This window comes from Streptomyces chartreusis NRRL 3882 (assembly GCF_900236475.1).
Lineage (GTDB): Bacteria > Actinomycetota > Actinomycetes > Streptomycetales > Streptomycetaceae > Streptomyces > Streptomyces chartreusis_D.
This window is the reverse complement of the sequence record NZ_LT963352.1, coordinates 8,244,642-8,269,467: the sequence shown is the minus strand read 5'-3', so window position 1 is coordinate 8,269,467 and position 24,826 is coordinate 8,244,642. Positions and strand designations below refer to the sequence as shown.

At 70.4% G+C, this 24,826-nt stretch carries 21 protein-coding genes and 2 pseudogenes; 11 read left to right on the top strand and 12 right to left on the bottom strand.

Annotation, left to right across the window (positions count from 1 at the left end):
* Positions 1-40: 40 nt before the first annotated feature.
* Positions 41-1,081 carry a LacI family DNA-binding transcriptional regulator gene (locus SCNRRL3882_RS37255; protein WP_010040875.1) on the top strand — a complete coding sequence of 347 codons (1,041 nt, stop codon included), beginning with the start codon at positions 41-43 and terminating at the stop codon, positions 1,079-1,081.
* Between the two features lie 68 nt (positions 1,082-1,149).
* Here the strand turns inward: SCNRRL3882_RS37255 and SCNRRL3882_RS37250 are convergent.
* Positions 1,150-1,529: pseudogene (locus SCNRRL3882_RS37250) on the bottom strand (alpha/beta hydrolase); the annotation flags it as partial.
* 143 nt (positions 1,530-1,672) lie between these two features.
* On the opposite strand from SCNRRL3882_RS37250, the gene SCNRRL3882_RS37245 reads away from it, so the two are divergent.
* The 5 genes from SCNRRL3882_RS37245 to SCNRRL3882_RS37225 all read left to right on the top strand — a co-directional run bounded on the left by SCNRRL3882_RS37245 (position 1,673) and on the right by SCNRRL3882_RS37225 (position 6,544).
* Complete coding sequence (locus tag SCNRRL3882_RS37245; RefSeq protein ID WP_010040880.1) at positions 1,673-2,389, top strand: FadR/GntR family transcriptional regulator; 717 nt, start codon at positions 1,673-1,675, stop codon at positions 2,387-2,389.
* Between the two features lie 94 nt (positions 2,390-2,483).
* Positions 2,484-3,368 carry a LysR family transcriptional regulator gene (locus SCNRRL3882_RS37240; protein WP_010040882.1) on the top strand — a complete coding sequence of 295 codons (885 nt, stop codon included), beginning with the start codon at positions 2,484-2,486 and terminating at the stop codon, positions 3,366-3,368.
* A 73-nt stretch (positions 3,369-3,441) separates the two neighbouring features.
* A complete protein-coding gene (locus tag SCNRRL3882_RS37235) occupies positions 3,442-4,500 on the top strand; it encodes a tartrate dehydrogenase (RefSeq protein WP_010040884.1) in 1,059 nt (352 codons plus the stop codon).
* Positions 4,501-4,612: 112 nt separating this feature from the next.
* On the top strand, positions 4,613-5,749 hold the full coding sequence (solA, locus tag SCNRRL3882_RS37230; protein WP_102514925.1) for an N-methyl-L-tryptophan oxidase: 1,137 nt from the start codon (positions 4,613-4,615) through the stop codon (positions 5,747-5,749).
* A 114-nt stretch (positions 5,750-5,863) separates the two neighbouring features.
* Positions 5,864-6,544 carry a haloacid dehalogenase type II gene (locus SCNRRL3882_RS37225; protein WP_102514924.1) on the top strand — a complete coding sequence of 227 codons (681 nt, stop codon included), beginning with the start codon at positions 5,864-5,866 and terminating at the stop codon, positions 6,542-6,544.
* A gap of 260 nt (positions 6,545-6,804) precedes the next feature.
* On the opposite strand, the gene SCNRRL3882_RS37220 is transcribed toward SCNRRL3882_RS37225, so the two are convergent.
* From SCNRRL3882_RS37220 to SCNRRL3882_RS37180, 9 genes are all read right to left on the bottom strand, one after another.
* The gene (locus SCNRRL3882_RS37220) at positions 6,805-7,962 is read right to left on the bottom strand and encodes an NAD(P)/FAD-dependent oxidoreductase (protein WP_010049254.1); all 1,158 of its coding nucleotides are present in this window, start codon (positions 7,960-7,962) and stop codon (positions 6,805-6,807) included.
* Positions 7,959-8,156: a ferredoxin gene (locus SCNRRL3882_RS37215; protein WP_010049253.1), complete on the bottom strand. Its 198-nt coding sequence runs from the start codon at positions 8,154-8,156 to the stop codon at positions 7,959-7,961. The genes SCNRRL3882_RS37220 and SCNRRL3882_RS37215 overlap by 4 nt, the downstream gene beginning before the upstream one ends.
* Before the next feature lie 42 nt (positions 8,157-8,198).
* The gene (locus SCNRRL3882_RS37210; RefSeq protein WP_010049252.1) at positions 8,199-9,383 is read right to left on the bottom strand and encodes a cytochrome P450; all 1,185 of its coding nucleotides are present in this window, start codon (positions 9,381-9,383) and stop codon (positions 8,199-8,201) included.
* Between the two features lie 220 nt (positions 9,384-9,603).
* The gene (locus SCNRRL3882_RS37205) at positions 9,604-11,760 is read right to left on the bottom strand and encodes an ATP-binding SpoIIE family protein phosphatase (protein ID WP_029181827.1); all 2,157 of its coding nucleotides are present in this window, start codon (positions 11,758-11,760) and stop codon (positions 9,604-9,606) included.
* 84 nt (positions 11,761-11,844) lie between these two features.
* Positions 11,845-12,198 carry a DoxX family protein gene (locus tag SCNRRL3882_RS37200; RefSeq protein ID WP_010049249.1) on the bottom strand — a complete coding sequence of 118 codons (354 nt, stop codon included), beginning with the start codon at positions 12,196-12,198 and terminating at the stop codon, positions 11,845-11,847.
* Complete coding sequence (locus tag SCNRRL3882_RS37195) at positions 12,195-14,162, bottom strand: acetoacetate--CoA ligase (RefSeq protein WP_010049247.1); 1,968 nt, start codon at positions 14,160-14,162, stop codon at positions 12,195-12,197. The genes SCNRRL3882_RS37200 and SCNRRL3882_RS37195 overlap by 4 nt, the downstream gene beginning before the upstream one ends.
* On the bottom strand, positions 14,159-15,745 hold the full coding sequence (locus tag SCNRRL3882_RS37190) for a bifunctional 3-(3-hydroxy-phenyl)propionate/3-hydroxycinnamic acid hydroxylase (RefSeq protein ID WP_102514923.1): 1,587 nt from the start codon (positions 15,743-15,745) through the stop codon (positions 14,159-14,161). Before SCNRRL3882_RS37190 ends, SCNRRL3882_RS37195 begins: the two co-directional genes overlap by 4 nt.
* Positions 15,746-15,757: 12 nt before the next feature.
* Positions 15,758-16,696, bottom strand: a complete 939-nt coding sequence (locus tag SCNRRL3882_RS37185; RefSeq protein WP_102514922.1) for a fumarylacetoacetate hydrolase family protein — start codon at positions 16,694-16,696, stop codon at positions 15,758-15,760.
* 35 nt (positions 16,697-16,731) lie between these two features.
* Positions 16,732-17,877: a VOC family protein gene (locus SCNRRL3882_RS37180; protein WP_102514921.1), complete on the bottom strand. Its 1,146-nt coding sequence runs from the start codon at positions 17,875-17,877 to the stop codon at positions 16,732-16,734.
* A 135-nt stretch (positions 17,878-18,012) separates the two neighbouring features.
* Here SCNRRL3882_RS37180 and SCNRRL3882_RS37175 point away from each other — a divergent pair, with 135 nt between their 5' ends.
* Positions 18,013-18,693 carry a TetR/AcrR family transcriptional regulator gene (locus tag SCNRRL3882_RS37175; protein WP_173937333.1) on the top strand — a complete coding sequence of 227 codons (681 nt, stop codon included), beginning with the start codon at positions 18,013-18,015 and terminating at the stop codon, positions 18,691-18,693.
* Here SCNRRL3882_RS37175 and SCNRRL3882_RS37170 read toward each other — a convergent pair.
* Together SCNRRL3882_RS37170 and SCNRRL3882_RS37165 are read right to left on the bottom strand one after the other, a co-directional pair.
* A complete protein-coding gene (locus SCNRRL3882_RS37170) occupies positions 18,646-19,338 on the bottom strand; it encodes a cytochrome P450 (RefSeq protein ID WP_010043170.1) in 693 nt (230 codons plus the stop codon). The two genes, SCNRRL3882_RS37175 and SCNRRL3882_RS37170, sit on opposite strands and share 48 nt — an antisense overlap.
* A 64-nt stretch (positions 19,339-19,402) precedes the next feature.
* Positions 19,403-19,785: pseudogene (locus SCNRRL3882_RS37165) on the bottom strand (aldehyde dehydrogenase family protein); the annotation flags it as partial.
* A gap of 261 nt (positions 19,786-20,046) precedes the next feature.
* Here SCNRRL3882_RS37165 and SCNRRL3882_RS37160 point away from each other — a divergent pair.
* Genes SCNRRL3882_RS37160 through SCNRRL3882_RS37145 form a run of 4 tightly spaced genes read left to right on the top strand, consistent with a single transcriptional unit; the run spans position 20,047 to position 24,716 of the window.
* Complete coding sequence (locus tag SCNRRL3882_RS37160) at positions 20,047-20,880, top strand: alpha/beta fold hydrolase (protein ID WP_029181395.1); 834 nt, start codon at positions 20,047-20,049, stop codon at positions 20,878-20,880.
* 19 nt (positions 20,881-20,899) lie between these two features.
* Positions 20,900-21,805: an alpha/beta fold hydrolase gene (locus SCNRRL3882_RS37155; RefSeq protein ID WP_010043180.1), complete on the top strand. Its 906-nt coding sequence runs from the start codon at positions 20,900-20,902 to the stop codon at positions 21,803-21,805.
* Entirely contained in the window at positions 21,802-23,394 is a 1,593-nt protein-coding gene (locus SCNRRL3882_RS37150) for an FAD-dependent oxidoreductase (RefSeq protein WP_010043182.1), read from the top strand. The genes SCNRRL3882_RS37155 and SCNRRL3882_RS37150 overlap by 4 nt, the downstream gene beginning before the upstream one ends.
* Complete coding sequence (locus SCNRRL3882_RS37145; RefSeq protein ID WP_010043185.1) at positions 23,391-24,716, top strand: amidohydrolase family protein; 1,326 nt, start codon at positions 23,391-23,393, stop codon at positions 24,714-24,716. The genes SCNRRL3882_RS37150 and SCNRRL3882_RS37145 overlap by 4 nt, the downstream gene beginning before the upstream one ends.
* Positions 24,717-24,826: the final 110 nt, after the last annotated feature.

The following is a 24,826-nucleotide window of genomic DNA, read 5'->3' as shown; positions in this document are numbered from 1 at the left end:
ACTCTCCGGCAACGTTCCCCATTCACCGGAGGGCACTGGCATGGAACCGTCGGCACCGCCTCGCCGCGTCACGATCGTCGACGTCGCGCGTCACGCCCAGGTGTCGACGACGGCGGTCTCCAAGGTGCTGCGCAACGCCTACGGAGCCAGCCCCGAGATGCGCGCGAAGGTGCGCCGGGCGATCGACGAGCTGGGCTACCGGCCGCTCGCGGCCGCTCGCGGCCTGCGCGGCCAGACGTACACCATCGGCGTGACGCTGCCCGACATCCGCAACCCCTTCTTCCCCGAGATCCTCGACGGGATCACCGGCCGGCTCGCGGACACCGACTACCAGGTCTTCCTGGGGCCTGGCGGCTGCAACGACGAGCAGGCGGAGGCACGCGTCACGGAAGCCATGATCGACCGCGGGATGGACGGCATCATCCTGATCGCCCCCGTGTCGTCGCGCCCCCGACTCGAGCACATCGCCTCAGCCGTACCGACCGTGGTCGTCGGCCGCCACGGGCACTCCCCGGTGTACGACACCGTGACGGACGACGACGTGGCGGGCGCGTCCATGCTCGTCGGTCACCTCGTCGACCTCGGTCATCGCCGGATCGCCCACATCGAGCACCACGAAACCGACCCGACCCGCAGCGAGGAGATGCCCAACGCCCAGCGCGCGGACGGCTATCGGCTCGTCATGCGAGCCCACGGTCTCGCGGAGGAGATCGATGTCGTCTCCACCAGCTACACCCAACAGGGCGGTTACGAGGGCGCCAGGCAGCTGCTCGCGCGGCCTCGCCGGCCCACGGCGGTCTTCGCCGGTGCGGACATCGTTGCCATGGGAGTGCTGGAGGCCTTCGCCGAAGCCGGGTTGTCGGTGCCGGGCGACGTCTCGGTGGCGGGGTACGACAACACGACCTTCGCCTCCTTCGGCCCGATCTCCCTCACGAGCGTCGACCAGGCGGGCCGCGAGATCGGCGGCAACGCCGCGCGCCTCCTCCTGGAGCGGATCGCCGACCGCGGGAAATCATCGGTACAGGTCAAGCTCTCCCCCTCTCTCGTGCCGCGACGGACCACCGCTCCTCCTCCGGTGTAGACCGGCAGCACCAAGGAGAGGTGCCCTCTCAGCCGGCCTGTGCCGTTTCTCCCAGGAGCCGGCCTCGGCATCTGGCCGATCGCGCGCGGGCCACCCCGATCGCGGGCCGGCAGCGCCACCACCGCGGCGGGCCCGCCGCCCGCGCTGCCACCCGCGAGGATGATGCGATCGGGGTCGCCGCCGATCTCCTTCGCGTGCTCGGCCGTCCGCAGCAGGCCCCGCGTAGCAGTCCTCCACCGGAGCCGGGTGCGGATGCTCCGGAGCGAGCCGGTACTCGACGCACACCACGACCAGTCCCAGCTCCTCGGCCGAGTCGAGGGGAACCCCGGCCGGTGGGTGCCGGTCACCATGTCGCCGCCGTGGATGTCGTGACGACCGGACGTGGCTCGGTCACGCCGGCGGGCCGGCGGATCAGCGGTGCGACAGCCGGCGCGCCCGGCGGCCCGGGGAACCGCCCACACTCCGTGGGAAGAAATATCCATAAATAATGTTCACCGGTAGACTGTGAGACAACGACACGCCAAGGTCGCCGAAGGCTCACCCACCAGCCCGGCAAGCCCCCTTCAGCCCTTCGAACCCGAGGAGAACCGCATGGCGTCCTACTCCGGTCGTGGTGTGCACGGACAGGTCGTGCACTCACTCGGCGCGCGCATCGTCAGAGGTGAGATCGCCGAGGGCGAGATCCTGGACATCGGCGCCCTCGGAGCGGAACTGGACGTGAGCCTGACCGTCATGCGCGAAGCGCTCAAGGTCCTCGCGGGCAAGGGTCTGACCGACGCGCGGCAAAAGCGCGGCACCTTCGTCAGGGAACGGGCCCATTGGAATCTTCTCGACGCCGATGTCATCCGCTGGCGCATGGAGGCGGGTGACGGCACCCGACTGCTGCGCGACCTCGCCGACGTGCGCGCCATCATCGAACCCGCCGCAGCACACCGGGCCGCTCTGCACCGCACGGACGCCGACCTGGCCGCCCTCGAAGCCGCCCTGGAAGCCATGGGACAGGCGAAGGCGGACTCCGCGGCCGCTGCCGAGGCCGACGCGGCCTTCCATCGCGCGCTGCTCGCCGCCACCGGCAACGAACTGCTGCGGCGGATGGACATGCTCCTGGAACCCGGCCTGAAGGAACGCGACCGTATGGTCCACAGCCACGGCGGCGCCGACGACCCCGTTCCCAGTCACCGCGCGGTACTCGACGCCATCCGCGCCCAGGACCCGACCCGCGCCGAACTCGCCATGCTGAACCTGCTCGCCAAGGCTCTCGCAGACCTCGACCAGCTCGCCCCTGCACAGGCTGCGGCGCACTCGTGAGGACAGACCTACCGTGCGCGAAGTATCTGATCAACGCCACCATCGTCGGGACCGATCGAATCGTCGGTTGATTTCTTGAGGGCAGAGGGCGCGTATGGACATCCGGCAGCTGGAGTACTTCCTGGCGATCGTTGATCGTGGGGGGTTCAACCGTGCGGCGTCGGCTCTGTACGTGTCTCAGCCGTCGCTGTCGCAGGCCGTGCGGGCGCTGGAGCGTGATCTCGGTTCCGAGCTGTTCCATCGCATCGGGCGCAGGGCTGTACTGACGGAGGCCGGAAAGGCCTTGATCGAGCCTGCCCGGGAGGCTGTGCGGAGTCTGGAGACGGCGCGGGCGAGTGTCGCGGCGGTGCATGAGCTGCGTGAGGGGCGCCTGGATGTGGCGTCGATGCCGTCGCAGGCGGTGGAACCGCTGACGACCTTGGTCAGTGCCTTCAGTCACCGGTATCCCGGCGTCTCGGTGGCCATCAACGCGGCGTTCACTTCGCGCGATGTGATCGACATGGTGCGCACGGGTGTCGTGGAGTTGGGGCTTCTTGCATCCGCCGGTCCTTTTTCCGACAGGGAAGTCGTCTCCCATGCGCTGGGGCGGCAGCGTTTTGTGCTGGTGGTGCCGGCCGACGGCCCGTTCGCTGACCGGACCGCGGTGGAGTCCCGGGAGCTTGCGGGACACCGGCTGATCGTCGGGCAGCCGGGTACCGGGATGCGCGCCTACGTCGACGCGCTGAGGGAGCAGGGCGTCGAGTTCGCCGTCGCCGTCGAGACCGAGCACCGGGTGTCGCTGATGCCTCTGGTGCTGGCCGGGGTCGGGCTCGCGGTGGTCACGGACTCCTGGCGGGACCTCGCCGGGCGGCTGGGCGTCCGTGTTCTGGACATCGAGCCGGAGAACACCTTGGACATCGCCCTGGTCAGCCGCCGCGGCAGCCTGTCGCCCGCAGCCGCCGCGTTCGTCACGGTCGCGACCTCAGCCGCCGACCTCTGATAGGCGCCGCTTATAAGGGAGATCCGCTATGCGTCTTGGACGCCCCACGGACCGCCCTGCTGCAATCGACGGCATGACGACGAACCACCGCATTGCCCTGATCCCCGGCGACGGCATCGGCGCCGAGGTCCTGCCCCCAGCACGGCAGGTGCTCGACGTTCTCGGCCGCCGCCACGGCTTCAGCCTGTCCTACACGTCGTACGACTGGTCGTGCGAACGGTACCTGCGGGAGGGCGCCATGATGCCCGCCGACGGGATCGACCAGCTGCGCGACAAGGACGCGATCCTGCTGGGCGCGGTGGGATACCCGGGGGTGCCCGACCACGAGTCGCTGTGGGGGCTGCTGATCCCGATCCGGCGCAGCTTCCGCCAGTACGTCAACCTCCGGCCCATCCGTGTCTTCGAAGGCATCGACAGCCCGGTGCGCGGCGCCCGGCCGGGCGAGGTCGATGTCGTCGTCGTGCGGGAGAACATGGAAGGCGAGTACAGCGAGGTCGGCGGCCGGCTCAACCGCGGCTTCCCGGACGAGATCGCCGTGCAGGAAGCCGTGTTCACCCGGGCCGGCGTCACACGCGTGCTGGACTACGCCTTCACGCTCGCCTCCCAGCGCGGCGGCCGCCTGACCTCCGCGACCAAGTCGAACGGCATCGTGCACACCATGCCGTTCTGGGACCAGCTCGTCACCGAGCGGGCAGCCTCGTTCCCGCAGGTCGCCTGGGACCAGGAGCACATCGACGCGCTCGCGGCCAAGTTCGTCCTCGAGCCGGCCCGCTTCGACGTCGTCGTCGCCTCCAACCTCTTCGGTGACATCCTCAGCGACCTCGCGGCCGCCGTCGCCGGATCCATCGGCATCGCCCCGGCGGCCAACCTCAACCCCGAGCGCGACTTCCCCTCGATGTTCGAGCCCGTGCACGGCTCGGCACCCGACATCGCGGGCCAGGGCATCGCCAACCCGCTGGGCGCGATCTGGTCCGCGGCCATGATGCTCGACCACCTCGGCCATCCCGCCGCGGCCAGGGACATCACGGACGCGATCGCCTCGATCCTGGCCAAGACCGATATCCGCACCCGTGACCTGGGCGGAACCGCGACCACCGCCGAATTCACCGACAAGCTGATCGAGCTCCTCTGAGCCGTCTCCCCCTGCCTCAACGCGGCACACAGCCTGGGTTGACCTGCAGTTTTCCCGGGCTGACAGTGAACGCCATTCCCAGCCGGGCAAACCGGAAGAAAGGAGCGACCTCATGAGCATCCGGAAGCGCGTCGCCGTGATCGGTGCCGGCAGCATGGGCAGCCAAGCCATGTGGCGACTGGCCGCCCGCGGAGCCGAGGTCGTCGGCTACGACCGGTACGCACCGGGCCACGACCGCGGCGCCGCCGGGGGCGAGAGCCGCATCTACCGAGCCGCCCACCTCGGCGAGCCCGGGTACATTCCGCTGCTGCGGCTCGCGGACCGGATGTGGGAGCAGCTCCAGGCGGAGACGGGCCGGTCGCTGCGACGCCGCAGCGGCAGCCTGGTGATGGGAGAGGGCGCCTCACCGTCCATGCGCCTCCTCCTCTCGACCAGCGCCGCCCATGGACTGGATCACGAGGTACTGGACCGGGAGGAACTCGCCCGCCGCTACCCGCAGCACCGGCTCCCGGACGGACACACCGCCGTTCTCGACCGGTTGGGCGCCGTCATCAGACCCGAGGCGTCGATTCAGGCCGCCGCCGCCCGTGCCGAACAGCTGGGCGCCCTGCTGCACCGCTACACCACGGTGCGCGAGGTCGTCCCCGCGGCGGGCGGCGGGGTGCGGGTGGTCACCGACCAGGGCACGGACCACGTGGACGCCGCCGTGGTGACCGTCGGCCCCTGGATCAACACGCTGCTCCCGGACCTTCCCCGGACCATCGAGGTCCGCCGGGTGGTCTGCTCCTGGCACCTGCCCACCCGCCACGACTGGTTCGCGGGCGGTGCCCCTCCCTTCGTGCGCGCCACACCCCACGACTGCTTCGGGATCCCGTCGCCCGACGGCATCTCCGTCAAGCTCGGTCTCTCCTTCAAATACCATGCGCCGGTGCCCGAGCCCGAACGGCTCGACCGTACGGTCCGCCCCGAGGAACTCGGCATCTTCCGCGAGCTCATCGGTGAACTCATGCCCGACCTGAACCCCGATCCCATCAGGATGTCGGCCTACATGGAGGGCTACACGAAGTCCGGAAACCCGCTCGTCGGTCATCTCCCCGGCGAGGACGACATCATCGTCATGGCCGGATTCTCCGGCAGCGGCTTCAAGCTCTCGCCCGCCATGGGAGAGATCGCCGCCGACCTGGCGCTCCACGGCACCACGCAGCACCCCGTCGGCTTCCTCGCTCCGGCAGGAGTCGGCGCCGTCTGATCCCCGGCGATCGTCGACGTCATCCCCCCACTCCCGACATCTCTGCCAGGAGCATGTCCAAAAGGGTCCGCGCTGGCCCTGACCAGTTCCCGAAGCAAGAAGTGGAGCACTTCCATGCCCATTCCCTCGTTCCAGTTCCGCCCGAAGTACGTCTCGTTCGACTGCTACGGCACGTTGATCGAGTGGCCGATGACCCCCATCACGCGTGAACTCGTCGGCGACCAGATCCCGGCCGAGCACTGGGACCAGTTCGTCAAGGAGTTCCGCGGCTACCGCTACGACTCGGTCCTTGGCAAGTACTACCCCTACGAGCAGACGCTGCAGGACGCCTTCGAGGGGGTCTGCCGCAAGTGGGGCGTGAAGGCCGCCCCGGACGCCGGCAAGCGGCTCGCCGACGGCGTGCGCAGCTGGGGCCCGCACGCGGATGTGCCGGAACCGCTGAAGAAGATGGGCGAGCACTACAAGCTGGTGATCCTCTCCAACGCCGACGACTCCTTCCTCGCGGAGAGCGTGCCCCGGCTCGGCGCGGACTTCCACGCGGTGTTCACGGCGGAGCAGGCGGGCTACTACAAGCCCCGCTACGCCGCGTTCGAGTACATGCTCGACCAGCTCGACGCCTCCCCCGAGGACTTCGTGCACGTCTCCTCGCACACCCGTTACGACCTGATGCCGATGCACGACATGGGCTTCCGCAACCTCGTCCTCCTGGACCGCGGCTGCGACCCGGTCACCCACGGCTACGACTACGTGACGGTGAAGTCCCTGAACGAGCTCAACCAGATGCTGGGCATCTGACGCGCGACGCACACCCGGCTGCCATCGCTCCGCGCTCCGCCGGGACGATGGCAGCGGCATGGACGCGTTCCCAGACAACGGCGCTCACCGGGCGTCAGGCTGGCCATGCTGTGTCCGGGCCCGGTGTGCACGGAGTTCGTCCGGTCCGTCGGCCTGGAGAGCGGCCACTGCCCGGGATCAGCCGAGTGCGCCGCGGAACAGCACCCCGGCCATGCCCGCGCCCCGTAGCTTCCTTACGTCGCAACGCTCATGTGCCGCCGTCACGGTGGCGGCGGCAAGGACGTGGCGGCCAAGGCCCGCAGCGCGGCGACCGGTCTGCGCAGTCCGTAGGCGACCGCCGTCGACGTTCCGTCTGCCTGGCTCCAGGTCAGCAGCGCGCGTCCGTCGGAAACGCTGCCCTGCACCGTGGTTGGTTCGCCGAGTAGCGGCAGGCGGCCGACGATCTTGACGGTGAGACCGGCCACCTCGGTCCAGAAGTAGTCGTCCTGCGCTGGTCCCGGCGGTGGGAGACCTAGAGCGGAGGCCGCCGCGGTCCTGCCCTGGGCGACGGCGTTGGACCAGAAGGGGGCACGCCGGTCGGGCCGGGTGCCGTCGCCGCGGAGGTAGGTGACGTCGCCGGCGGCGAACACGCCGGGCACGGTGGTGGCGCAGGCATGGTCGATGCCGACACCGAGGCGGTCGGCGAGGCCCGTCCCTGCCAGCCAGCCGACGCAAGGTGCTTCTCCGGCGCAGGTGACCACCAGGTCCGCGGTGAGCTCGGTGCCGTCGGGGAGCGCCACGCCGCTCACGGGGTCGCCGGTCAGGGTGGCGAAGCCGGTGGCCTGTATGAAGCGGATGCCGTGTGCTGAGGCTCGTGCGGTGATCTCGGCGGACAGGTGGTCGCCGAGGATGCGTTCCAGCGGGCGGTCGGCGTCCACGACGGTGACCGGGATGCCGCGGGCGGCGCAGGCGCTGGCCACCTCCATGCCCAGGAAGCCGGCGCCGACCACGATCGCCGAGCCGGCGTGGGCCAGGCGGGCGCGGAGTTGGCGGGCGTCGTCGAGGGTGCGCAGGACGAGTTCGCCCCGCTGTCCGGGGGCGGCGAGCCGGCGGGCGTCCGCGCCGGTGGCGACGATCAGCGCGTCGTAGCCCACCTGGCGGCCGTCGGCAGTCGTGACGGTGCGGCGTCGGGTGTCGGCCGCGACGGCGGCCGAGCGGATGACGTCGACGTCGATCCCGTCGAGGACCAGGCCCAGGGTCTGGTCCGCGGCCGGGTCCTTCAGGACCACCTTGGACAGGGGCGGGCGGGAGTACGCGCCGTGCTCCTCGGCGCCGATGATCGTGAGGGGTCCGGTGTGGCCGAGGGTGCGCAGGTGGCGGGCGGCGGTGGTGCCGGCGAGTGACTCGCCGACGATGAGCACCGAGCGCGGTGCGGTCACGACAGGACTCGCAGGGCGGCGACCGGGCAGGCATTGACGGCCGCGCGGGCGGCGGGCTGATGCTCGTCGGGGACGTCGGTGCCTTCGAAGCGGTAGGTGAGTTCGGCGTCGTCGTCCAGGCTGAAGATGTCGGGGGCCTGGTCGGCGCACAGGCCGTGGCCTTCGCAGCGTGGATGGTCGACGGAGATCTTCATGGTGCTGTCCTCAGCTGTCCTCGAACGGGCGAGCGGCGGGGTTCAGGCGGGGATGAGTTCGAGCGGCAGGCGCTCGAGGCGATGGATGACGTTGTTCAGGGACCACTCGGGTGTCCCGGTCGGCTCGATGCGGTCGACGCGTTCGATCAGGGCGCGGAGCATCGCGGAGGTCTCCAGGCGGGCCAGGCCCTGGCCGGCGCAGCCGTGGGTGCCCTGCCCGAAGCCGAGTTGGCGGGCGGCGTCGCGGCGGATGTCGAAGGTGTCCGGGTCGTCCCACTCCAGCGGGTCGCGATTGGCGGAGCCGTAGAGCACCAGCACCCGGGAGCCCTTGGGGAGCGGGACGCCCGCGAGTTCCGTGTCGCGGGCGGCAGTGCGGGAGAAGGCGCGGATCGGGGATTCGTAGCGGACGATCTCGTTGACCGCCTTCGGGACCAGGTCCGGGTCCGCCTTCAGCAGGCGCCACTGTTCGGGGTGGGTGGCGAACAGGTACAGAGCGCTGGAGATGGCGCTGATCGTGGTGTCCAGGGATGGCGCCAGGTAGTCGATCATCATGGTGACGCACTCGGCGGGCATGATCCGGCCCTCGTCGGACGCGCGCAGCAGGTCGTGGCCCATGCTGCCGTCCAGCACGGACCGGTCGCGGACGACACCGCGGGCGTAGCGCATCATGCCGAGGGACGCGGGAAGGGTGCGCACCGCCTGGCGGTTGAACGGGCCCAGCGCGTCGAAGGTGGCGCCGGCCCAGCGCAGCAGGTGCTCACGGCCCTGCTGGGGCCAGCCGACCAGGTCTGGGACGACCGACATCGGCAGCGCCGTGGCGACCTCCACCGCATCCACCGTTCGGCGGGCTGCAGCTGCCTCGACCACGGCGGCCGCCTGCTGGTCGACCGTGTCCTGCATCGTGCGCAGCGCCCTGGGAGTGAGGCGGTGCGCGAGAAGGGAGCGGCGGCGGGCGTGCTCATCGCCGTCACTGAACAGCGTGGTGCCCTGGCCCACGCGGTTGGCGACGGGGTTCAGACCGACGCCGCCCGAGGAGACGAAGGTGTCGTCGTCCAGCAGTACCTGCTTGCACTCGGCGTATCGCGGCAGGGCGTAGACCTTGTGCTTGCTCAGCCAGACCACGGGGCCGAGTGCGCGCAGCGCGGCGTAGTGCGGATAGGTGTCGCGGATGGCCGACGCCGAATACAGGTCGGGGTGGTAGACGGGTATCTCCGTGCGCATGGGCATGAGGAGCCCTCCTGAAGAAACTGTGAGAAGCGTGGACGGCTGACGAGAGCGCAGTCTCGGGCGCAAGGGTGAGTGCCCGTTCCTCATCCCGTTGCGCGGGTGGGCGCCGTCAGTGCAGCAACGCCATAATGAGGAAATACTCAAGCCTGATGGAACACATCGTCAAGGGTTACGACCGAGAAGAGCGATGATTTCATCAGAACTGCGGGTTTCCTTGCCGCTAAAGGAGCGAGGCCGGGTCCGAGCGCCCGGCGTGCTTCTCCTCACCCAGCTCGGCCCAGACCGTCTTGCCCTGCCGGGCGTGGCGCGTTCCCCAGCGCTCGGCGAGCTGGGCGACAAGGAGCAGGCCGCGTCCGCCCTCGTCGAACGCGCGGGCCCGGCGCAGGTGGGGGGTGGTGCTGCCGGCGTCGGACACCTCGCACAGGAGTGACTGATCACGGATGAGGCGCAGGCGGATGGGGGGTCGGCCGTAGCGGATGGCGTTGGTGACCAGTTCGCTGACCACCAGTTCGGTGATGAAGTCGAGGTCCCCCAGCCCCCAGGACGACAGCTGCCGGATGGCGCCCGAACGAGCCCGGGCGACGGCTGCCGGGTCGGCGTCCACGTCCCAGGCGGCGACTTGATGGTCCCCGAGGGTGCGGGTGCGGGCGAGCAGCAGAGCGGCGTCGTCGTGGGGTCGGCCTGCGGGCAGCAAGGCCTGGAGCACGGTGTCGCAGGCGGCCTCCGGGGATGCGGAGGGCTGTGCGAGGGCGTGGCGCAGGAGGGTGAGGCCTGCCTCGATATCGCGGTCGCGGGCTTCGACCAGGCCGTCGGTGTACAGGGCCAGGAGACTGCCTTCGGGCAGGTCGACCTCCGCCGCCTCGAACGGCAGTCCGCCCAGGCCCAGCGGCGGGCCGGACGGCAGGTCCAGAAGATCGACCGTTCCGTCGCCGCTCACTACGGCGGGCAGCACGTGCCCCGCGCGGGCCAGGGAGCAGCGGCCGTCGACGGGGTCGTAGACGGCGTACAGGCATGTGGCGCCGATGTCCCCGGCCATTTCCGTGTCCGGGTCGGCCGAGGCTTCGGCGGACAGGCGGATGACGACGTCGTCCAGGTGTGTCAGCAGTTCCTCGGGCGGCAGGTCGATGTCGGCGAGGGTGCGGACCGCGGTGCGCAAGCGCCCCATCGTGGCGGCGGCGTGGATGCCGTGGCCGACCACGTCGCCGACGACCAGGGCGACCCGGGCTCCGGACAGCGGGATGACGTCGTACCAGTCGCCGCCCACACCGGCCTGACCACCGGCGGGCAGGTAGCGGCAGGCGACGTCGACGGCGGACTGCTCCGCCGTACGCCGTGGCAGCAGACTGCGCTGGAGTGTGAGGGCCGTGGCACGGGCGTGTGTGTAGCGACGGGCGTTGTCGATGGCCACGGCCGCCCTGGCCGCGATCTCCTGCGCGAGGATCAGATCCTCGTCGTCGAAGGGAACCGGGTTGCGGTGCCGGCGGAACCGCGCGACGCCGAGAGTGGCGCCGCGGGCGCTCAACGGCACCACCAGCGTCGAGCGGGCAGGGTGGGTGCCGAAGGCGTCGGCCGGATCCGTCGGCGTCGCCGGGTGCCTGGAGGGCCGGCCGGTGGCCAGGGCGCGGGCCATGACCGATCCGTCCGGACAGGCGCGAACCGCCCCCAGCCCAAGCGTCGGCTCGGGACCGCCTTGCGCCGACGACGCCTGGGCGACCCGGTGCAGTACGAGGGGGCCCGGCGCCGGGGTGCCGTCCCCGTGGACCACGGAGTCGAGCAGGTCGACGGTGACCAGGTCGGCGAAGTGGTCGAGGGCGAGGTCCGCCAGCTCCTGGGTGGTGCGAGCGATGTCCAGGGTGGTCCCGATGCGCAGACCGGCCTCGTTCACCAAGGACAGCCGCCACCGCAGTCGCCGGTCCCGCTCCTCCTGGAACGCCGTGACACCCTGTTCGGACGCGTCGTCCACGTATCCGTTCGCCATCGCGAGCAGGAGGCGGGTTGCCGCGCTGATCAACTGCGCGTCTTTCGTCAGCCGCGGCATCTCGGCGAGGAGTCTGTCCAGGACGACGCCCTGACCGAGCCGGAAGGCCCGCAACAGCGCGGTGACCGGCGTGCCGTACCGGGCCAGCCGACGTGCACGTTCCAACTCGGCGGGCGGCGGATCTATCTCGCTCGGCTCGATGCCGTGTTCCAGGCCGGCCAGCACGCCGACGACATGCTCGGCGATGTTCTCGGACGTCATGCGGACGAGATCCGGGTTGCTCCACAGTTCGGGAACCTCACGCCGCAGGCACCGCACCACATCCGCGATCACCTCGTCCGCCATCGGCCCGAGGTCGCCGGCGACACGGGACACAAGGCTGGCGGCCGTGTACTCCACACTGTCGACGGTACGCCGGACAGGAGGCCCGTGAGTCGTCGGGCATCGACGGCCTCCCGCTCGACGCGACGCACACCCGGGCCGTCAGCCGGCGGTGATCGCCGCCCCGGCGTACGCCACCGCCGTCAGTGCCAGTACGGCGGCGGGCAGGGCCCGCACGGGCGGGTCGCCATGGCGCAGGTGAACCACCACGGCAGCCACCATGAGCGCAGCCAGCCCAGCAGCGGCGGCCAACCCGAGCGGGGCCGAAGCCAGGCCGAACAGCAGCCCGGCGGCTCCCGCCACCTCCAGGGTGCCGATCACGCGGTACAGACCCGGCGACATGTCGAGATGCGCAGCTGCCTGACGCATGAACGGCACGGTGGCGATCTTCGCCAGTCCCAGGGGGAGGAAGACCAAGGCCAGTGCGACGGCGAGGGTGGTGTGTGCGGTTGTCATGCCGATCTGTCCCTGCGCTCAGCGCCCAGGCGGGCGTAGTAGTCGATGAGGTCCGGGGCATCCACGGTGGCCAGGTTGACGACCTGCTCGACCGGGGCGCCCTGGAGGAGGCGTTTGACGGGGACTTCGAGTTTCTTGCCGGTGCGGGTGTGCGGGATGCCCGGTACTGCGAGGATCTCGTCGGGGACGTGGCGGGGTGAGGCACCGGTCCGGATGGCGTCGCGGATCTTCTCGCGGAGGGTGTCGTCCAGGGTCACCCCGGCGGCGGGGACCACGAACAGCGGCATCCAGTAGCCGCCGTCGTCCTCCTCCGCGCCGATGACCAGGGCTTCCGCGATCTCGGGGAGGCGCTCGACGACGTCGTGGATGTCGGCGCTGCCGAGGCGGACACCGTTGCGGTTCAGCGTGCTGTCGGAGCGGCCGTGCACGATCACCGAGCCGTGGCCGGTGACCGTGATCCAGTCACCGTGCCGCCAGACGCCCGGGTAGGAGGAGAAGTAGGCGTCGCGGTAGCGGCTGCCGTCGGGGTCGTTCCAGAAGTACAGCGGCATCGACGGCATGGGGCGGGTGACGACCAGCTCACCGACCCGGCCCACGACCGGGAAGCCCTCGTCGTCGTAGGCGGCCAGCGCGACGCCCAGGTGGGGTGCGGACAACTCGCCTGCCCACACAGGGGTGTTGGGTGCGCTGCCGGCGAAGCCGGACACCACGTCCGTGCCGCCACTGATCGACGCGAGCAGCACGCGGTCGCCGACGTGGTCGCGGACCCAGGGGTACGCGGAGGCCGGCAGGGTCGATCCGGTGCAGCCGACCACGCGGATCGACGACAGGTCGTGCACCGAGGGGTCGATGCCGAACTTGGCCATGCCCAGCAGGTACTGGGGGCTGGTACCGAAGACGGTCACCCGGTGGCGGGCGGCCAGCTCCCACAGGACGCCGGGCTTGGCGAGGGGCGCCGGGCTGCCGTCGTAAGTGCAGGTTGTGGCACCGGTCAGGAGTGTGGAGGCGACCAGGTTCCACATCATCCAGTGGGTGGTGGTGTACCACAGGAGCCGTTCGCCGGGGCCCAGGTCGGAGTGCAGGCCGAGGGTCTTCAGATGCTCCAGCAGGACGCCTCCGTGGCCGTGGACGATGCCCTTCGGCAGGCCCGTGGTGCCCGAGGAGAAGACGACCCACAGAGGGTGATCGAACGGCACCGGCGTGCAGGTGAGTTCCTCGGTGCGGGTAGCGGCGTCCTCCCACGGGACGACCAGCGACGGGTACGCCCGCGACGGCCACGGCAGGCCCACATGGCCCACCAGCAGCGTCGCCTTCAACGTCGGCAGCGCGTGGGCGAGTTCGAGGGTGGCGTCGCGCCGGTCGTGGGCGGTGCCGTTGAACAGGTAGCCGTCGGCGCCGATCAGGACGGTGGGTTCGAGCTGGGCGAAGCGGTCGGCGGCGGCCTTGGGGGCGTAGTCCTGTCCGCACACCGACCACACGGCGCCCAGGCTCGCGGCGGCCAGGAACGCCACGATCGCGTGCGGGGTGTTGGGCAGATAGCCCACCACCCGGTCGCCTGGCCCCACGCCCAGCTCGCGCAGGGTGGCCGCGACCGAGGCGACCTGGGCGCGCAGGCGGCTCGCGGTCACCTCGTAGCAGGAGCCGGTCTCGTCCAGGGCGATGACCGCCACGGCATCGTCGGCGAGGTTGCGCAGGGCGTGGTGGGCGTAGTTGAGGGTGGCGCCGGGGAACCAGCGGGCTCCAGGCATCCGCTCCTCCGCCAGCACCCGCTCGTACGGCGTGTCCGCGTCGATGTCGAAGTACTCCCACACCGCCCCCCAAAAGCCCTCCAGGTCGGTGACCGACCAGCGGTACAGGGCGTCGTAATCGGCGCCGGACATCCCGACATGGCGGGCGAAGTCCATGAGGTTGCTGTCCGCGACGGCCTGCGGATCCGGCGTCATGAAAGGTTCGGGCACACTCATCGGGTGACGCTCCTCAGCAGGCTGATGTCGACGGTTCGTCGCGGCGGGTGGGGACTGCGGATGCTGTGCAGAAGGGACGCCCAGGCGGCGGTGCCGGTGAAGTCCTGGCCCCCGGCCGGGACGACGTCCAGGACGACGCGGTCGGGGCGCAGCAGTACGGCGTCCGCGCGGCCGGCGCGCAGCCAGGCGGCGAGTGTGCCGTCGTCGCCGAGGCCGGTCACGGGGATCGCCCGGACGCCGAGCGCGTGGGCGAGGGCGTTCAGCGAGGGCCAGGGATCGGCGGTGGTCAGGATGGTGAAAGAGTCGCCGAGCACCTCGTCGAGGCGGCTGCGCCGTCCGTCGGCGGTGATCCATGGTCGGGGGCAGTGCGTTCCCGCAAGGCCCTTGCGGAGGCGGCGGCGTACGAGGAGTCCCGTGGCCAGGGGCGGGCTGAGGTCGCGGCCGGCCGCCGTGGTGAGCCGGGGGATGCGGCAGGCCGCGGCCAGGAGCCTGCGGCGGATCGCGGCGGCACCGTCCTGGCCGCCGGTCATGGCCCAGCCCAGGACGACCGCGAGCCGGATCACGTGCCGGGCGTGCGGCTTGCGTTCACTCTCGTAGGTGTCCAACAGCCGCTCGTCACCGCCCTGTCCGAGCACGCGGGCGAGCTTCCAGGTGAGGTTGTAGGCGTCCCGCAGACCAGAACACAGCCCCTGCCCGATGAACGGCGGGGTGAGGTGGGCGGCGTCGCCGAGCAGGAAGACCCGTCCGATGCGCCAGCGGTCGGCGACGCGGGCCCGGAAGGTGTACTGCGCCTCGCGGATGACCTCGAAGTCCCCGTCGTACGAGGGCGGCAGCCACGGGGCGACCAACTCGCGGACCGGCTGCTCCGCCCCCTCGCGCAGCCGGAACTCCCAGCGGTAGCGGTCCTCGCCGATGCGCACGAAGGTGGCCGGGCGGTCAGGGTCGCATACCTGGTCGACGCCTTCCCAGCAGCGGACGTCGGCCGTCGTGCGGACGTCGATGACGGTCCAGCGTTCCTCGAAGCGCAGGTCCTCCCATACGGCTCCGATGGCCTGGCGGGTGAGGCTGCCCGCGCCGTCGCAGCCGAGCACCGCGTCGGCCCACAGGTGATGCTCACCGTCGTCGTCCCGGTAGGTCACGCGCACGGGGCCCTCGGTGTCCGGGCCGATGCCGGTGACCTCCACGCCACCCCTGAGCTCGCACTCCGGGCGCCGGGCCAGGGCGTCGCGCAGCACCCGCTCCAGCTCGGGCTGGTCGAACATGCTGGTCTGCGGGTAGCCGTGCAGGCCGTGCTCGGTGCGGCGGAACTCGGCCATCACCCGGTGCCGGGCGTCCAGCAGCCGCAGCCCGTTCGCCGGGCGGGCGATCGCGGCGAACTCCTCGCCCACGCCCGCGGCCTGGAGGATCCTGCGCACCTCGTCGTCGTAGGCGCCGGCACGCGGGAGCGGGTAGATGTCCCTGTGGCGTTCGAGGACGACGCTGCGGACTCCGCGCCGGGCCAGGAGGAGGGCGGCGGTCACGCCCACGGGCCCGGCGCCGACGATCACCACGGGTACGTCTGCCCCGTTACGTTCGAAGATCATGTGCTTCGGGTCTCATTTCGCGTCCGTGACGGGGGTGCGCTGCTCGCCGAGGTCGATCCGGCCGTCCGGGGTCGCGATCGTCGCCGTGATCACGTCTCCCCGGCTGAGGTAGTGCGGGTTCTTCGCCTGGCTCTTGAAGAACGCCTTCCACTTCACGGCGGGCGGCAGCAGCGCGCCGATCTTCTCGACCGGCTTCGGTGGCGCCTTGAGGGCGGTGCCGCCGGGGGTCCCGGTGAGCAGCAGGTCGCCGGCGTCCAGTGTCTGGAAGCGAGCCAGCAGGGTGAGCGCCTGGGCCGGGCGGACGATCATGTCGGCGAGGGTGCGGTCCTGGCGCAGCTCGCCGTTGACGCTCAGCTTCAGGCGCAGGTCGAGGAGACGGGTGAAGTCCTCCGGCTCCAGCAACGCCAGGTACGGACCGGTCGGCGTGAACGTCGGGTATGACTTGCTCTCGTAGAACTGGGTCTTGGTCAACTGCACCTCACGAGCGCTGATGTCGTTGGTGATCACCAGTCCGGCGACGTACGACGGCAGGTCCCGCTCCTCCACCACGGTGCCGACGGGCAGGGACGCGCCCATGACGAGCCCGAGTTCGATCTCGTAGTCGAGGAACTTCACGTGCGCGGGGCGGACGACGGCCTCGCCGGGGCCGCTGACCGAGCCGGACGCCTTGCGGAAGAAGGCAGGCGGGATCTCTCCCTTGAAGCCCGAATCGCGGGCGTGACTGCGGTAGTTGACCATCTGTGCGACCACCCGACAGGGGCTGGTCACCGGCGAGAGCGCGACCAGGTCGGCAACCGGAGTGCCCGACTCGTCGGAGCTGGCGGCCTCGTGGACCGCGGCGCGGTCGGCCAGCAGCTCAGCGGTGGTCACGGCCTTGGTCTCGACCGGGACGGCTCGGTCGCATCGGACGACCCACCAGCCGTCAGCGGTGCGCAGGACATTGGTGCTCATGTCAGTGCCTTTGTGAGGGGATTGCGGGCGAAGGTTCAGGAGTTGGCTGCTTTGAGCAGGCCGAGAAGTCGTGCCGGGTCCACTTCGTTGTCGCCGCGCAGGGCCTCGATGACGTCGCGGACCCGCTGCGGGGAGGGGCTCGCGCCGAGGAAGTCACGGGTGACCGGCGGGCCCCACTGGGCCAGCCCGCTGGTCGACATGGGCGCCCAGCCGGGCTCGACGTCGCTGGAGAACAGGTCACCGTCGGCGAAGTGCTCCAGCATGAAGTGGTCGGGGTCGCGCCAGTAGTCGAACAGCTGGCTGCCCTGGATGTGCCGGCCGATGCCCCAACTGCGCTTGTAGCCGCGCTCCTTGAGGTACTCGCCGCCGGCGGCGATGGAGTCCAGGTCGGTGACCTGGTAGGCGGAGTGGACGTAGCCCGTGCCCGGACCCAGGTGCATCGCGAGGGTGTGGTGGTCGGCGGGCACGCTGCCCAGGTCGCAGCGGATGAACGCCATCGTCGGGCCGCGGTCGCGCTGCCCGTCCAGGAACAGGAAGTCGGACACGATCATCCCGAGGGTGTCCAGGTACCAGTCCAGGGCCCGGGCGAACACCCGGGTCTCCAGCACCACATGCCCGAGACGCTGGATACGGGACGGCTCGCGCGGAGGCCGCTGCGTGGCGTTCGTACGACGGTGGTCCGTGCCGAAGTTGAGCAGCAGCGGCTGCTGTTCCGGCAGCGCGGGGAGTTGTTCGCCGCAGTGCACGACCCGCACCGGGAATCCCGAGGGGTCGAGCAGGTCGACCACCTTGCCGCCGCCGGGCACGTCGGCATCCCGTACGGCCGATCCGGTGGCACGGGCCAGCCGGTCCAGGTCGGCCCGCTCCGCCGCGCGGAACGCCGGGCCGATGAAACGGGACGTACGACCGCGCCGGATCACCATGCAGGGCGAGCCCGCGAAGGTGCCCCGCAGCCACAGCTCACTCTCCGTGCGTGCGGCAACCTGGAAGCCGAAGTCCCGAGCGAAGACCTCGGCCCGCTCCAGGTCCGGCTTCTCGAACTCCAGCCAAGCCAGGTCCGTCACCCTGATCACAGGGTTCCGGGAGCGGCCCGGATGCTCGCCACGCAGGGCGCCCTGTTCGCTGTGCAAGTCCTGGTGGGCAGTCTTGACAGCGGTCCCGTCGACGTGGGTTTCAGACATGGTGCCCTCCGAGCAACATCGCCACAGTGAGGAAATCATCAACTGTGACAACATCGCCGTCAAGAGGTTCGCCAGGGGAAATGATGAATTCATCAGAGCTGCTGCCGCCATCGCTCCTGCGGTTAAACTCTGCGCATGCCTACGTCAGCCCCACCCAGCAACCGGTTCGAGCGGCGCCGCGCCGAGACCCGTCGCGCGCTCATCCACGCCGCCCGGCAGATCCTCGCCGAGACCGGGGACACCAGCGCCAGCATCCAGGCGATCGCGGAGCGTGCGGACGTCGGTTTCGGCTCCTTCTACAACCACTTCGAGTCGAAGACGGAGCTGTTCGAGGCAGCGGTGGTGGACGCTCTGGAGGAGTTCGGCCAGAACTTCGACGAGCGCCTTGCGGGGATCGACGATCCGGCCGAACTCGTCGCGGCGGGCTTCCGGCTCAGCGCCCGCATGGCCGACTCCCACCCCGAGTTGATGCAGGTCCTGCGCCGCCGCGGCCTCGGTCACATCCACTCGGACAACGGACTGGCCCGGCGGGCACTGCGCGACCTCGAGGCCGGCCTCGCCTCCGGCCGCTTCCCCCCCGTCGACCCGGCGGTCGCCCTGTCCGCACTCGGCGGCACCCTGCTCTCCCTTGCGGAGCTGAGGTTCGCCCGCCCCGACGTGGACGGTGACCAGGCCGCGGTCAACCTGGCCGAGATGGTTCTGCGCATGCTGGGCGTCCCGCCGGACGACGCCCACGAGGTCGCCCGGCGCCCCCTTCCCGACCCCGCCTCACCGACCACTCCTACGCAGGGAACGACGAGCTCGGCCGGAGGGTAACCGAGCGGCCGGTGAAGCAGGCGCCGATCGCGTCCCCGACAGGAGGGTGACGGCGCACGGCGCCTTCAGTGAAGTGAGCAGCTCACCCCGGACGCTGGGGACGTCCGTGAAAGCTGTGCGGTTTCTGGCCGCCGCCGAGGCGGCGCGGCCGGCGTCGGCGAACCGCAGCACCTCCTCCCGTGCCGCCAAGGGCATCCCGATCAGGTCGGCGACGACGCTCACGGGGAACACCCGGGCCAAGTCCCGGACCACGTCGAAGGTTTCGCGCTCCACGAGCGGGGCGACGAGTTCTCCGGCCCGGCGGCCGATGTCCGTCCGCAGCTTGGCGAGGGCGCGCGGCGCCAGGCTTTCGGACAGGACACCGCGCAACACCTCGTGTTCCGGCGGGTCCGACGCGAGGACCCCGCCGCGGCGCCGCTCGTTCAGTGCCGGTTCGAGACCGACACTGTCGACCGAGGAGAACCGCCCGTGATCGCCCAACGCCGCGCGCACCTGCGCGTACCGCGGAAGTACCCAGCAGCCGTGGCGCGGCAGGTAGACCGCCGCCCCGAGATCGCGCAGCTCTTCGTACACGGGGTACGGATCGTTGAGCACCTCGTCATCGAAGATGTCCACATCGGAGACGGGTGTGGTGGTCGAGATCATCCTTGGTTCCTGTCCGCTGTGTGGTCAGCGGGCCGGCCCACGAGGCCGGCCCGGGGCCGAACCTTCAGAAGGGGTAGGAGGCGTGCTGGGTGGCCAGAGTGATCCAACGGGTGTTCTGAAAGCCTCGATGCCCCAGCGGCCTCCGAAACGGCCGTAGCCCGAGGACTTGAAACCACCGAACGGCGCCTGGGGATCATCGGCGACGGACTGGTCGTTGATGTGGACCATGCCGGTACGCAGCCTTCGGGCCACCAGGAGCCCGTGCGTGCCGTTCTCGGTGATGATCCCGGCGGTCAGCCCCTGGTCCGTGTCGTTGGCCATCGCGACGGCCTCGTCGTCGGTGGCGAAGGTGTCGACGACACAGACCGGACCGAACGTCTCCGCGCCGTACAGGTCGGCGTGGGCGGGGACGGCGTTGAGGACGGTCGCCGGGTGAGAGGCATCCTCGATCTCGGCACCCGTGGCTCATCCGCCGCCGCGGCGATACCCGAAGGCGGCATCGACCGCCTGGCGCCGCCGAACACGCTGGTTGACCGCCGACCGACGCAGCCCGAGGCCGCCTCGGATCAGATCCCATGCGATTCCGGACGCCCGCCCGGGCGAGGCGCGCGCTACCGCAGCGCGTGCTCGACGCCTCAGGCCGCGAGACCGTGACTTCCGGCGGCTTGCACTTGACACGATCACCTTATCGGTAACAGTGTATCCATTATGAGCACCTGGTCTGAGCCGCAGCCCGATTCCCGGTTCGTCGCGGTGGGTGGATTGCGGATCCACTACAAACGCGCCGGGCACGGCCCGGCACTCGTTCTGCTGCACGGCAGCGCTTCGTCGCTTCAGCACTTCGACCGTGCGGCGGCTCTGCTGTCGGAGTCGTTCGACGTCATCCGCCCCGACCTGCCGGGGTTCGGCCTGACCGGCCCTCGCAAGGACCGCGACTACCGCATCCCGACCTACACGGCGACGGTGGCGGCCTTCTTGGAGGCGCTGCAGGTGCCTCGCTACGCGGTAACCGGCAACTCACTGGGCGGCAACATCGCCTGGAACCTCGCCCTGGACCATCCGGATCGGCTGACCGGCCTGGTGCTGGTCAACGCCACGGGGTACCCGGAGAAGGAGATCCCGGCAGGCATGCGCCTGGCCCGCAACCCGCTGCTACGGCCTGTGTTGCGGCGCGTGATGCCGCGCGGCGCCATCGAGCGCAATCTGCGTTCGAGCGTCGGCCCGCACTCGACGATCGTGGACGACGCCATGGTGGACCGCGCCCACCAGCTCATGAACCGGCCCGGGAACCGCTCGGCCTTCGTCGACTTCTGCAACACCGACCAGCCCGACCGCAGCGCGCGGATCCCCCGCATCACGGCGCCCACGCTGGTCCTGCGCAGTGCGAGCATCGACGGCCAGCACTTCACCCGCGACATCCCCGGAGCCAGGGAGATATTGCACCCCCATGGCGGTCACCTGCTGCCCGAAGAGGAACCGCAGTGGGTCGCGGACGCGATCGCGAAGTTCCTCCTCTCCTCCACCGACACCCCCACGCACTGAGGTCAAGGAGACCCGATTCATGAAGTTCTTCGTCGCCTCCGGCGAGGACCGACGGCTCACCCCCGAGTCGCGGCAAGCCCTGCGCGGCAGTTTCATCGAACTCTCCGACGGCGTGACGCACTACGAACTGAAGGGCCCCGAGGACGGGGAGCTGGTCGTGATGGCGGGCGGCCTGACCATCCCGCTCTTCTACTGGGACGGCCTGGTCACCGAGCTGCACGCCCGCGGGCTGCGCACTCTGACCTGCAGCGCGTACGGCCGCGGCTACTCGGACCGGGTGCGGGCGCGATACGACGAGGCCCTCTTCGCGCGGCAGCTGGCCGAACTGACCGAACGCCTGGGTCTGACGACGAAGCCACTGCACATCGTCGGCACCTCCATGGGAGCCGTCGTCACCATGACCTACGCCGCCCAGTACCCATCACTGGTGTCCACCCTCACGATCGTCGGGCCCGCCGGTCTCGCGAAACCGCGACCGGCTGACCCTCACCGGCTACTGCGCAACGATCTGTTGGCCGGTGTCGTGGCCCGGATGCGCGGCCGCCGGATACTCCAGGGGCACCTCGGGCACAACGTCCGCGACCCCGAGCTCGGCACGAAACTGACGGACATGGTCCTCGAAGCCTTCCGCTTCGAGGGGTCACTGTATGCGGTCTTCGACACACTGCAGCACCTGCCGCTCTCCGGCCGTGACGAACTCTTCCGGCAGACGGGCGCACTGGGCATTCCCACACTGCTCCTGTGGGGCGACGAGGACAACGTCACGCCCCTGATCCATCTCTCCGCGGCTCGTGCCCTCCTGAAGCCCCAGGAGCATCATGTGATTCCACGATGCGGTCACATGGCCCCATTCGAACGTCCGCGCCACGTCGCCGATCAGATCGTCCCGTTCGTGGCCGCACGTGCCGAAAGGCTCGACTCATGAACGACCCGCAGGTCATCGACGTACTGGTCATCGGTGCGGGGCCTTCGGGATCCGCCCTGGCGATCGACCTCGTCCGCCGGGGGCTCGACGTACGGATCGTCGACAGGTCTCTCCATGCCTTCGACGGCTCCCGCGCCAAGGGCGTCCAGCCCCGCAGCCTCGAAGTCCTCGAAGACCTCGGTGCCCTGCCCGACGTGCTGGCCGGCGGCAGCACGTACCCCAAGCTCGGGATCCATGCCGGCCCCCTGGCCGTGCCGTGGAAGATGTTCACCCACAGGGAGGCGACTCCGGACGTCCCGTACCCGAACACCTGGCTGATCCCTCAGTTCCGCACGGACCGCGCACTGCACGCCCGGCTCAGCGAGCTCGGCCATGAGATCGAGTTCGGCAGGGAACTGACCGAGCTGACGCAGGACGAGGACACGGTGGTCGCCAAGGTGGCGGGCGCGGACGGCACGGAGGAGATCGTCGCCCGGTACGTCGTGGGCGCCGACGGCGGTTCCAGTACGGTGCGCAAGCAGCTCGGCATCGGTTTCGTCGGGACGACGGACGAGAGCGACCGGATGCTCATCGTCGACGCCTCGGTGACCGGTCTGGCCCGCAACCGGTGGCACATGTGGCCCGGCCGGGGCGGCAGGTTCATCGGCGCCTGCCCGCTCCCCGACAGCGACATGTTCCAGTGGATGATCCGTCTCACGCCGGACGAGGAACCGCCTGCCAAGAAGGACGACATCGTCCAGCGGATCCACCAGCACACGCGCAACCGGGGCATCCAGTTGCACGACATCCACTGGACGTCGGTGTTCCGGCCCAACATCCGCCTGGCGGAGAATTACGGCCGAGGGCGGGTCTTCCTCGCCGGTGACGCCGCGCACGTCCACACCCCGGCCGGCGCCCAGGGCCTGAACACCGGCATGCAGGACGGCTACAACCTCGGCTGGAAACTCGGCCAGGTCCTCGCCGGGGCGGACCCGGCGCTGCTGGACACCTACGAGGCCGAGCGGCAGCCGATCGCAGCCGGCGTCCTGGGCCTGTCCACGGACAAGTGGGGCGGCATCGCCAAGCTCGACCCGTCGAGCATGAAGCGGGGCAAGGACGAGCAGCAGCTCACTCTGACCTACTACGGCGGCCCGCTCGCCCCCGCCGACGGCATGCGCACCGGGACACTGCGCGTGGGTGACCGCGCCCCGGACGCCCGACTGCTCGGCGCCGACGGCGCCGAGACCCGGCTGTTCGAGGTCCTCCGCGGGCCGGGCTTCACCGCCCTCGCCTACGGCACCGGTGCCGCCCGAACCCTCGAACAGCTTGCCTGGCCGACCGCGGGCGCCCAGCTGAAACGGCTCACCGTCGGCTCGGCCGCCACCCACGGCCTCACCTTCTCCGACCCCGAGAACACACTGCGGCGCGCCTACGGCCTGACCGGCGACACGCTGCTGCTGATCCGTCCCGACGGCTACATCGGGCACATCGCCACCGGCGACTTCCTCAGCACCACACAAACCGCCGTCCGGGCGATGACCCCACAGGCAAGGAGCCGCACCATGCCCCAGCAGAGCCACCCCTCCTCCGGTTCGGGGGCGACCGCATGAGCCGCAAACTGCTGCGCGGAGCGCGAGTCATCACGATGACGCCGGGCCGGCCAGACGCCGAGCACCTCGACATCCTGGTCGACGGCGACCGCATCGCCGCCGTGGACGAGAACATCGAGGCGCCCGACGCCGAAGTCGTCGACTTCTCCGGCCGCATCGTCATCCCCGGCCTGGTCAACGCCCACCTGCACACCTGGCAGACCGCGCTGCGCTCCGTGGGCGCCGACTGGACGCTGATGCAGTACCTCACCCACCTCCACGGCGAGTGCGTCGGGCACTACACCCCGTCCGACATGCACATCAGCAACCTCGCCGGCGCACTGAACCAGCTCAACTGCGGAACGACGACCCTCGGCGACTGGTGTCACAACGCCCTCTCGCCCGAACACGCCGACGCCGCCGTCGAAGGCTTGGCCCACGCCGGGATCCGCGCCGTCTTCCTGCACGGCACGCCCTACCGGTCGCCGGACACCCCCCACCCCCTCACCGAGATCGACCGGCTGCTCGACGGCCCCGTCCGCGACCACGCCCTCCTCACCCTGGGCATGGCACTGCAGGGGCCGCAGTACTCCTCACCCGACACCGCGTTGGCCGATTTCCGCGCCGGCGCGGAACGCGGCCTCGTCGTCTCGATGCACCAAAGCGGCGGAGAACCGTCCCCCGGCTGGGAAGCCGTGCGCGCCGCCGGACTGTTCAGCCCCCTGACCAACATCGTGCACGGGATCGACCTGCCCGACGACTGGATCAAGACGCTCGTCGAAGCAGGCGTCACCTTCACCAGCACCCCGGAGAACGAACTGGGCCAAGGACACGGCACACCCATCACGGGGTCACTGCTACGCCTGGACGCGGCGCCCTCCTTGGGCACCGACATCGACACCGCCGTACCCGGCAAGCTCCTCACGGCCGCCCGCATCGCCCTGGCCCACCAGCGCAGCCTGGACCACGCCCAACACCGACAGACGACAGGCATGCACGCCAACACCGCTTCGGTCACCGCCAAGCAGGCACTGACCTGGGCCACGGTGGAAGGGGCGAAGGCCCTGGGCCTCGCCGACCGGGTCGGCCGGATCGAGGTGGGCATGCAGGCCGACCTGGTCGCCGTCGATGCCCGGGCCCTCAACCTGTGGCCGGCACACGACCCGGTCGCCACGGCCCTGCACGCCGACATCGCCAACATCGAAGCCGTGATGGTCGCCGGCACCTGGCGCAAACGCGATCACGCCCTGCTCACCTCGCGACTCGACGAGGTCAAGAACCGGCTCCGCGAGTCCGGAGAGCGGCTATTGCGCAGCATTGAGCCCGCGGGCAACCAGGGCTGACACCGCGGCAGCCTTCAAGCAGGAACCGCGCGCCGACGGCCACGGCACTCCGCACTCCTCGGCGCGACGGTCCCCGTACAAGGCGCCGCCCGAAATGACATCACGGCCGT

What these genes read in the sequence shown, in the direction of transcription:
- SCNRRL3882_RS37155 (WP_010043180.1), top strand. Translation starts at nt 20,900, where the DNA reads ATGAAGTTCTTCGTCGCCTCCGGCGAGGACCGACGGCTCACCCCCGAG.
- SCNRRL3882_RS37175 (WP_173937333.1), top strand. Translation starts at nt 18,013, where the DNA reads ATGCCTACGTCAGCCCCACCCAGCAACCGGTTCGAGCGGCGCCGCGCC.
- SCNRRL3882_RS37190 (WP_102514923.1), bottom strand. Translation starts at nt 15,745, where the DNA reads ATGATCTTCGAACGTAACGGGGCAGACGTACCCGTGGTGATCGTCGGC.
- solA (WP_102514925.1), top strand. Translation starts at nt 4,613, where the DNA reads ATGAGCATCCGGAAGCGCGTCGCCGTGATCGGTGCCGGCAGCATGGGC.
- SCNRRL3882_RS37185 (WP_102514922.1), bottom strand. Translation starts at nt 16,696, where the DNA reads ATGAGCACCAATGTCCTGCGCACCGCTGACGGCTGGTGGGTCGTCCGA.
- SCNRRL3882_RS37180 (WP_102514921.1), bottom strand. Translation starts at nt 17,877, where the DNA reads ATGTCTGAAACCCACGTCGACGGGACCGCTGTCAAGACTGCCCACCAG.
- SCNRRL3882_RS37170 (WP_010043170.1), bottom strand. Translation starts at nt 19,338, where the DNA reads ATGATCTCGACCACCACACCCGTCTCCGATGTGGACATCTTCGATGAC.
- SCNRRL3882_RS37245 (WP_010040880.1), top strand. Translation starts at nt 1,673, where the DNA reads ATGGCGTCCTACTCCGGTCGTGGTGTGCACGGACAGGTCGTGCACTCA.
- SCNRRL3882_RS37255 (WP_010040875.1), top strand. Translation starts at nt 41, where the DNA reads ATGGAACCGTCGGCACCGCCTCGCCGCGTCACGATCGTCGACGTCGCG.
- SCNRRL3882_RS37215 (WP_010049253.1), bottom strand. Translation starts at nt 8,156, where the DNA reads ATGAAGATCTCCGTCGACCATCCACGCTGCGAAGGCCACGGCCTGTGC.
- SCNRRL3882_RS37200 (WP_010049249.1), bottom strand. Translation starts at nt 12,198, where the DNA reads ATGACAACCGCACACACCACCCTCGCCGTCGCACTGGCCTTGGTCTTC.
- SCNRRL3882_RS37195 (WP_010049247.1), bottom strand. Translation starts at nt 14,162, where the DNA reads ATGAGTGTGCCCGAACCTTTCATGACGCCGGATCCGCAGGCCGTCGCG.
- SCNRRL3882_RS37225 (WP_102514924.1), top strand. Translation starts at nt 5,864, where the DNA reads ATGCCCATTCCCTCGTTCCAGTTCCGCCCGAAGTACGTCTCGTTCGAC.
- SCNRRL3882_RS37240 (WP_010040882.1), top strand. Translation starts at nt 2,484, where the DNA reads ATGGACATCCGGCAGCTGGAGTACTTCCTGGCGATCGTTGATCGTGGG.
- SCNRRL3882_RS37145 (WP_010043185.1), top strand. Translation starts at nt 23,391, where the DNA reads ATGAGCCGCAAACTGCTGCGCGGAGCGCGAGTCATCACGATGACGCCG.
- SCNRRL3882_RS37150 (WP_010043182.1), top strand. Translation starts at nt 21,802, where the DNA reads ATGAACGACCCGCAGGTCATCGACGTACTGGTCATCGGTGCGGGGCCT.
- SCNRRL3882_RS37235 (WP_010040884.1), top strand. Translation starts at nt 3,442, where the DNA reads ATGACGACGAACCACCGCATTGCCCTGATCCCCGGCGACGGCATCGGC.
- SCNRRL3882_RS37210 (WP_010049252.1), bottom strand. Translation starts at nt 9,383, where the DNA reads ATGCCCATGCGCACGGAGATACCCGTCTACCACCCCGACCTGTATTCG.
- SCNRRL3882_RS37160 (WP_029181395.1), top strand. Translation starts at nt 20,047, where the DNA reads ATGAGCACCTGGTCTGAGCCGCAGCCCGATTCCCGGTTCGTCGCGGTG.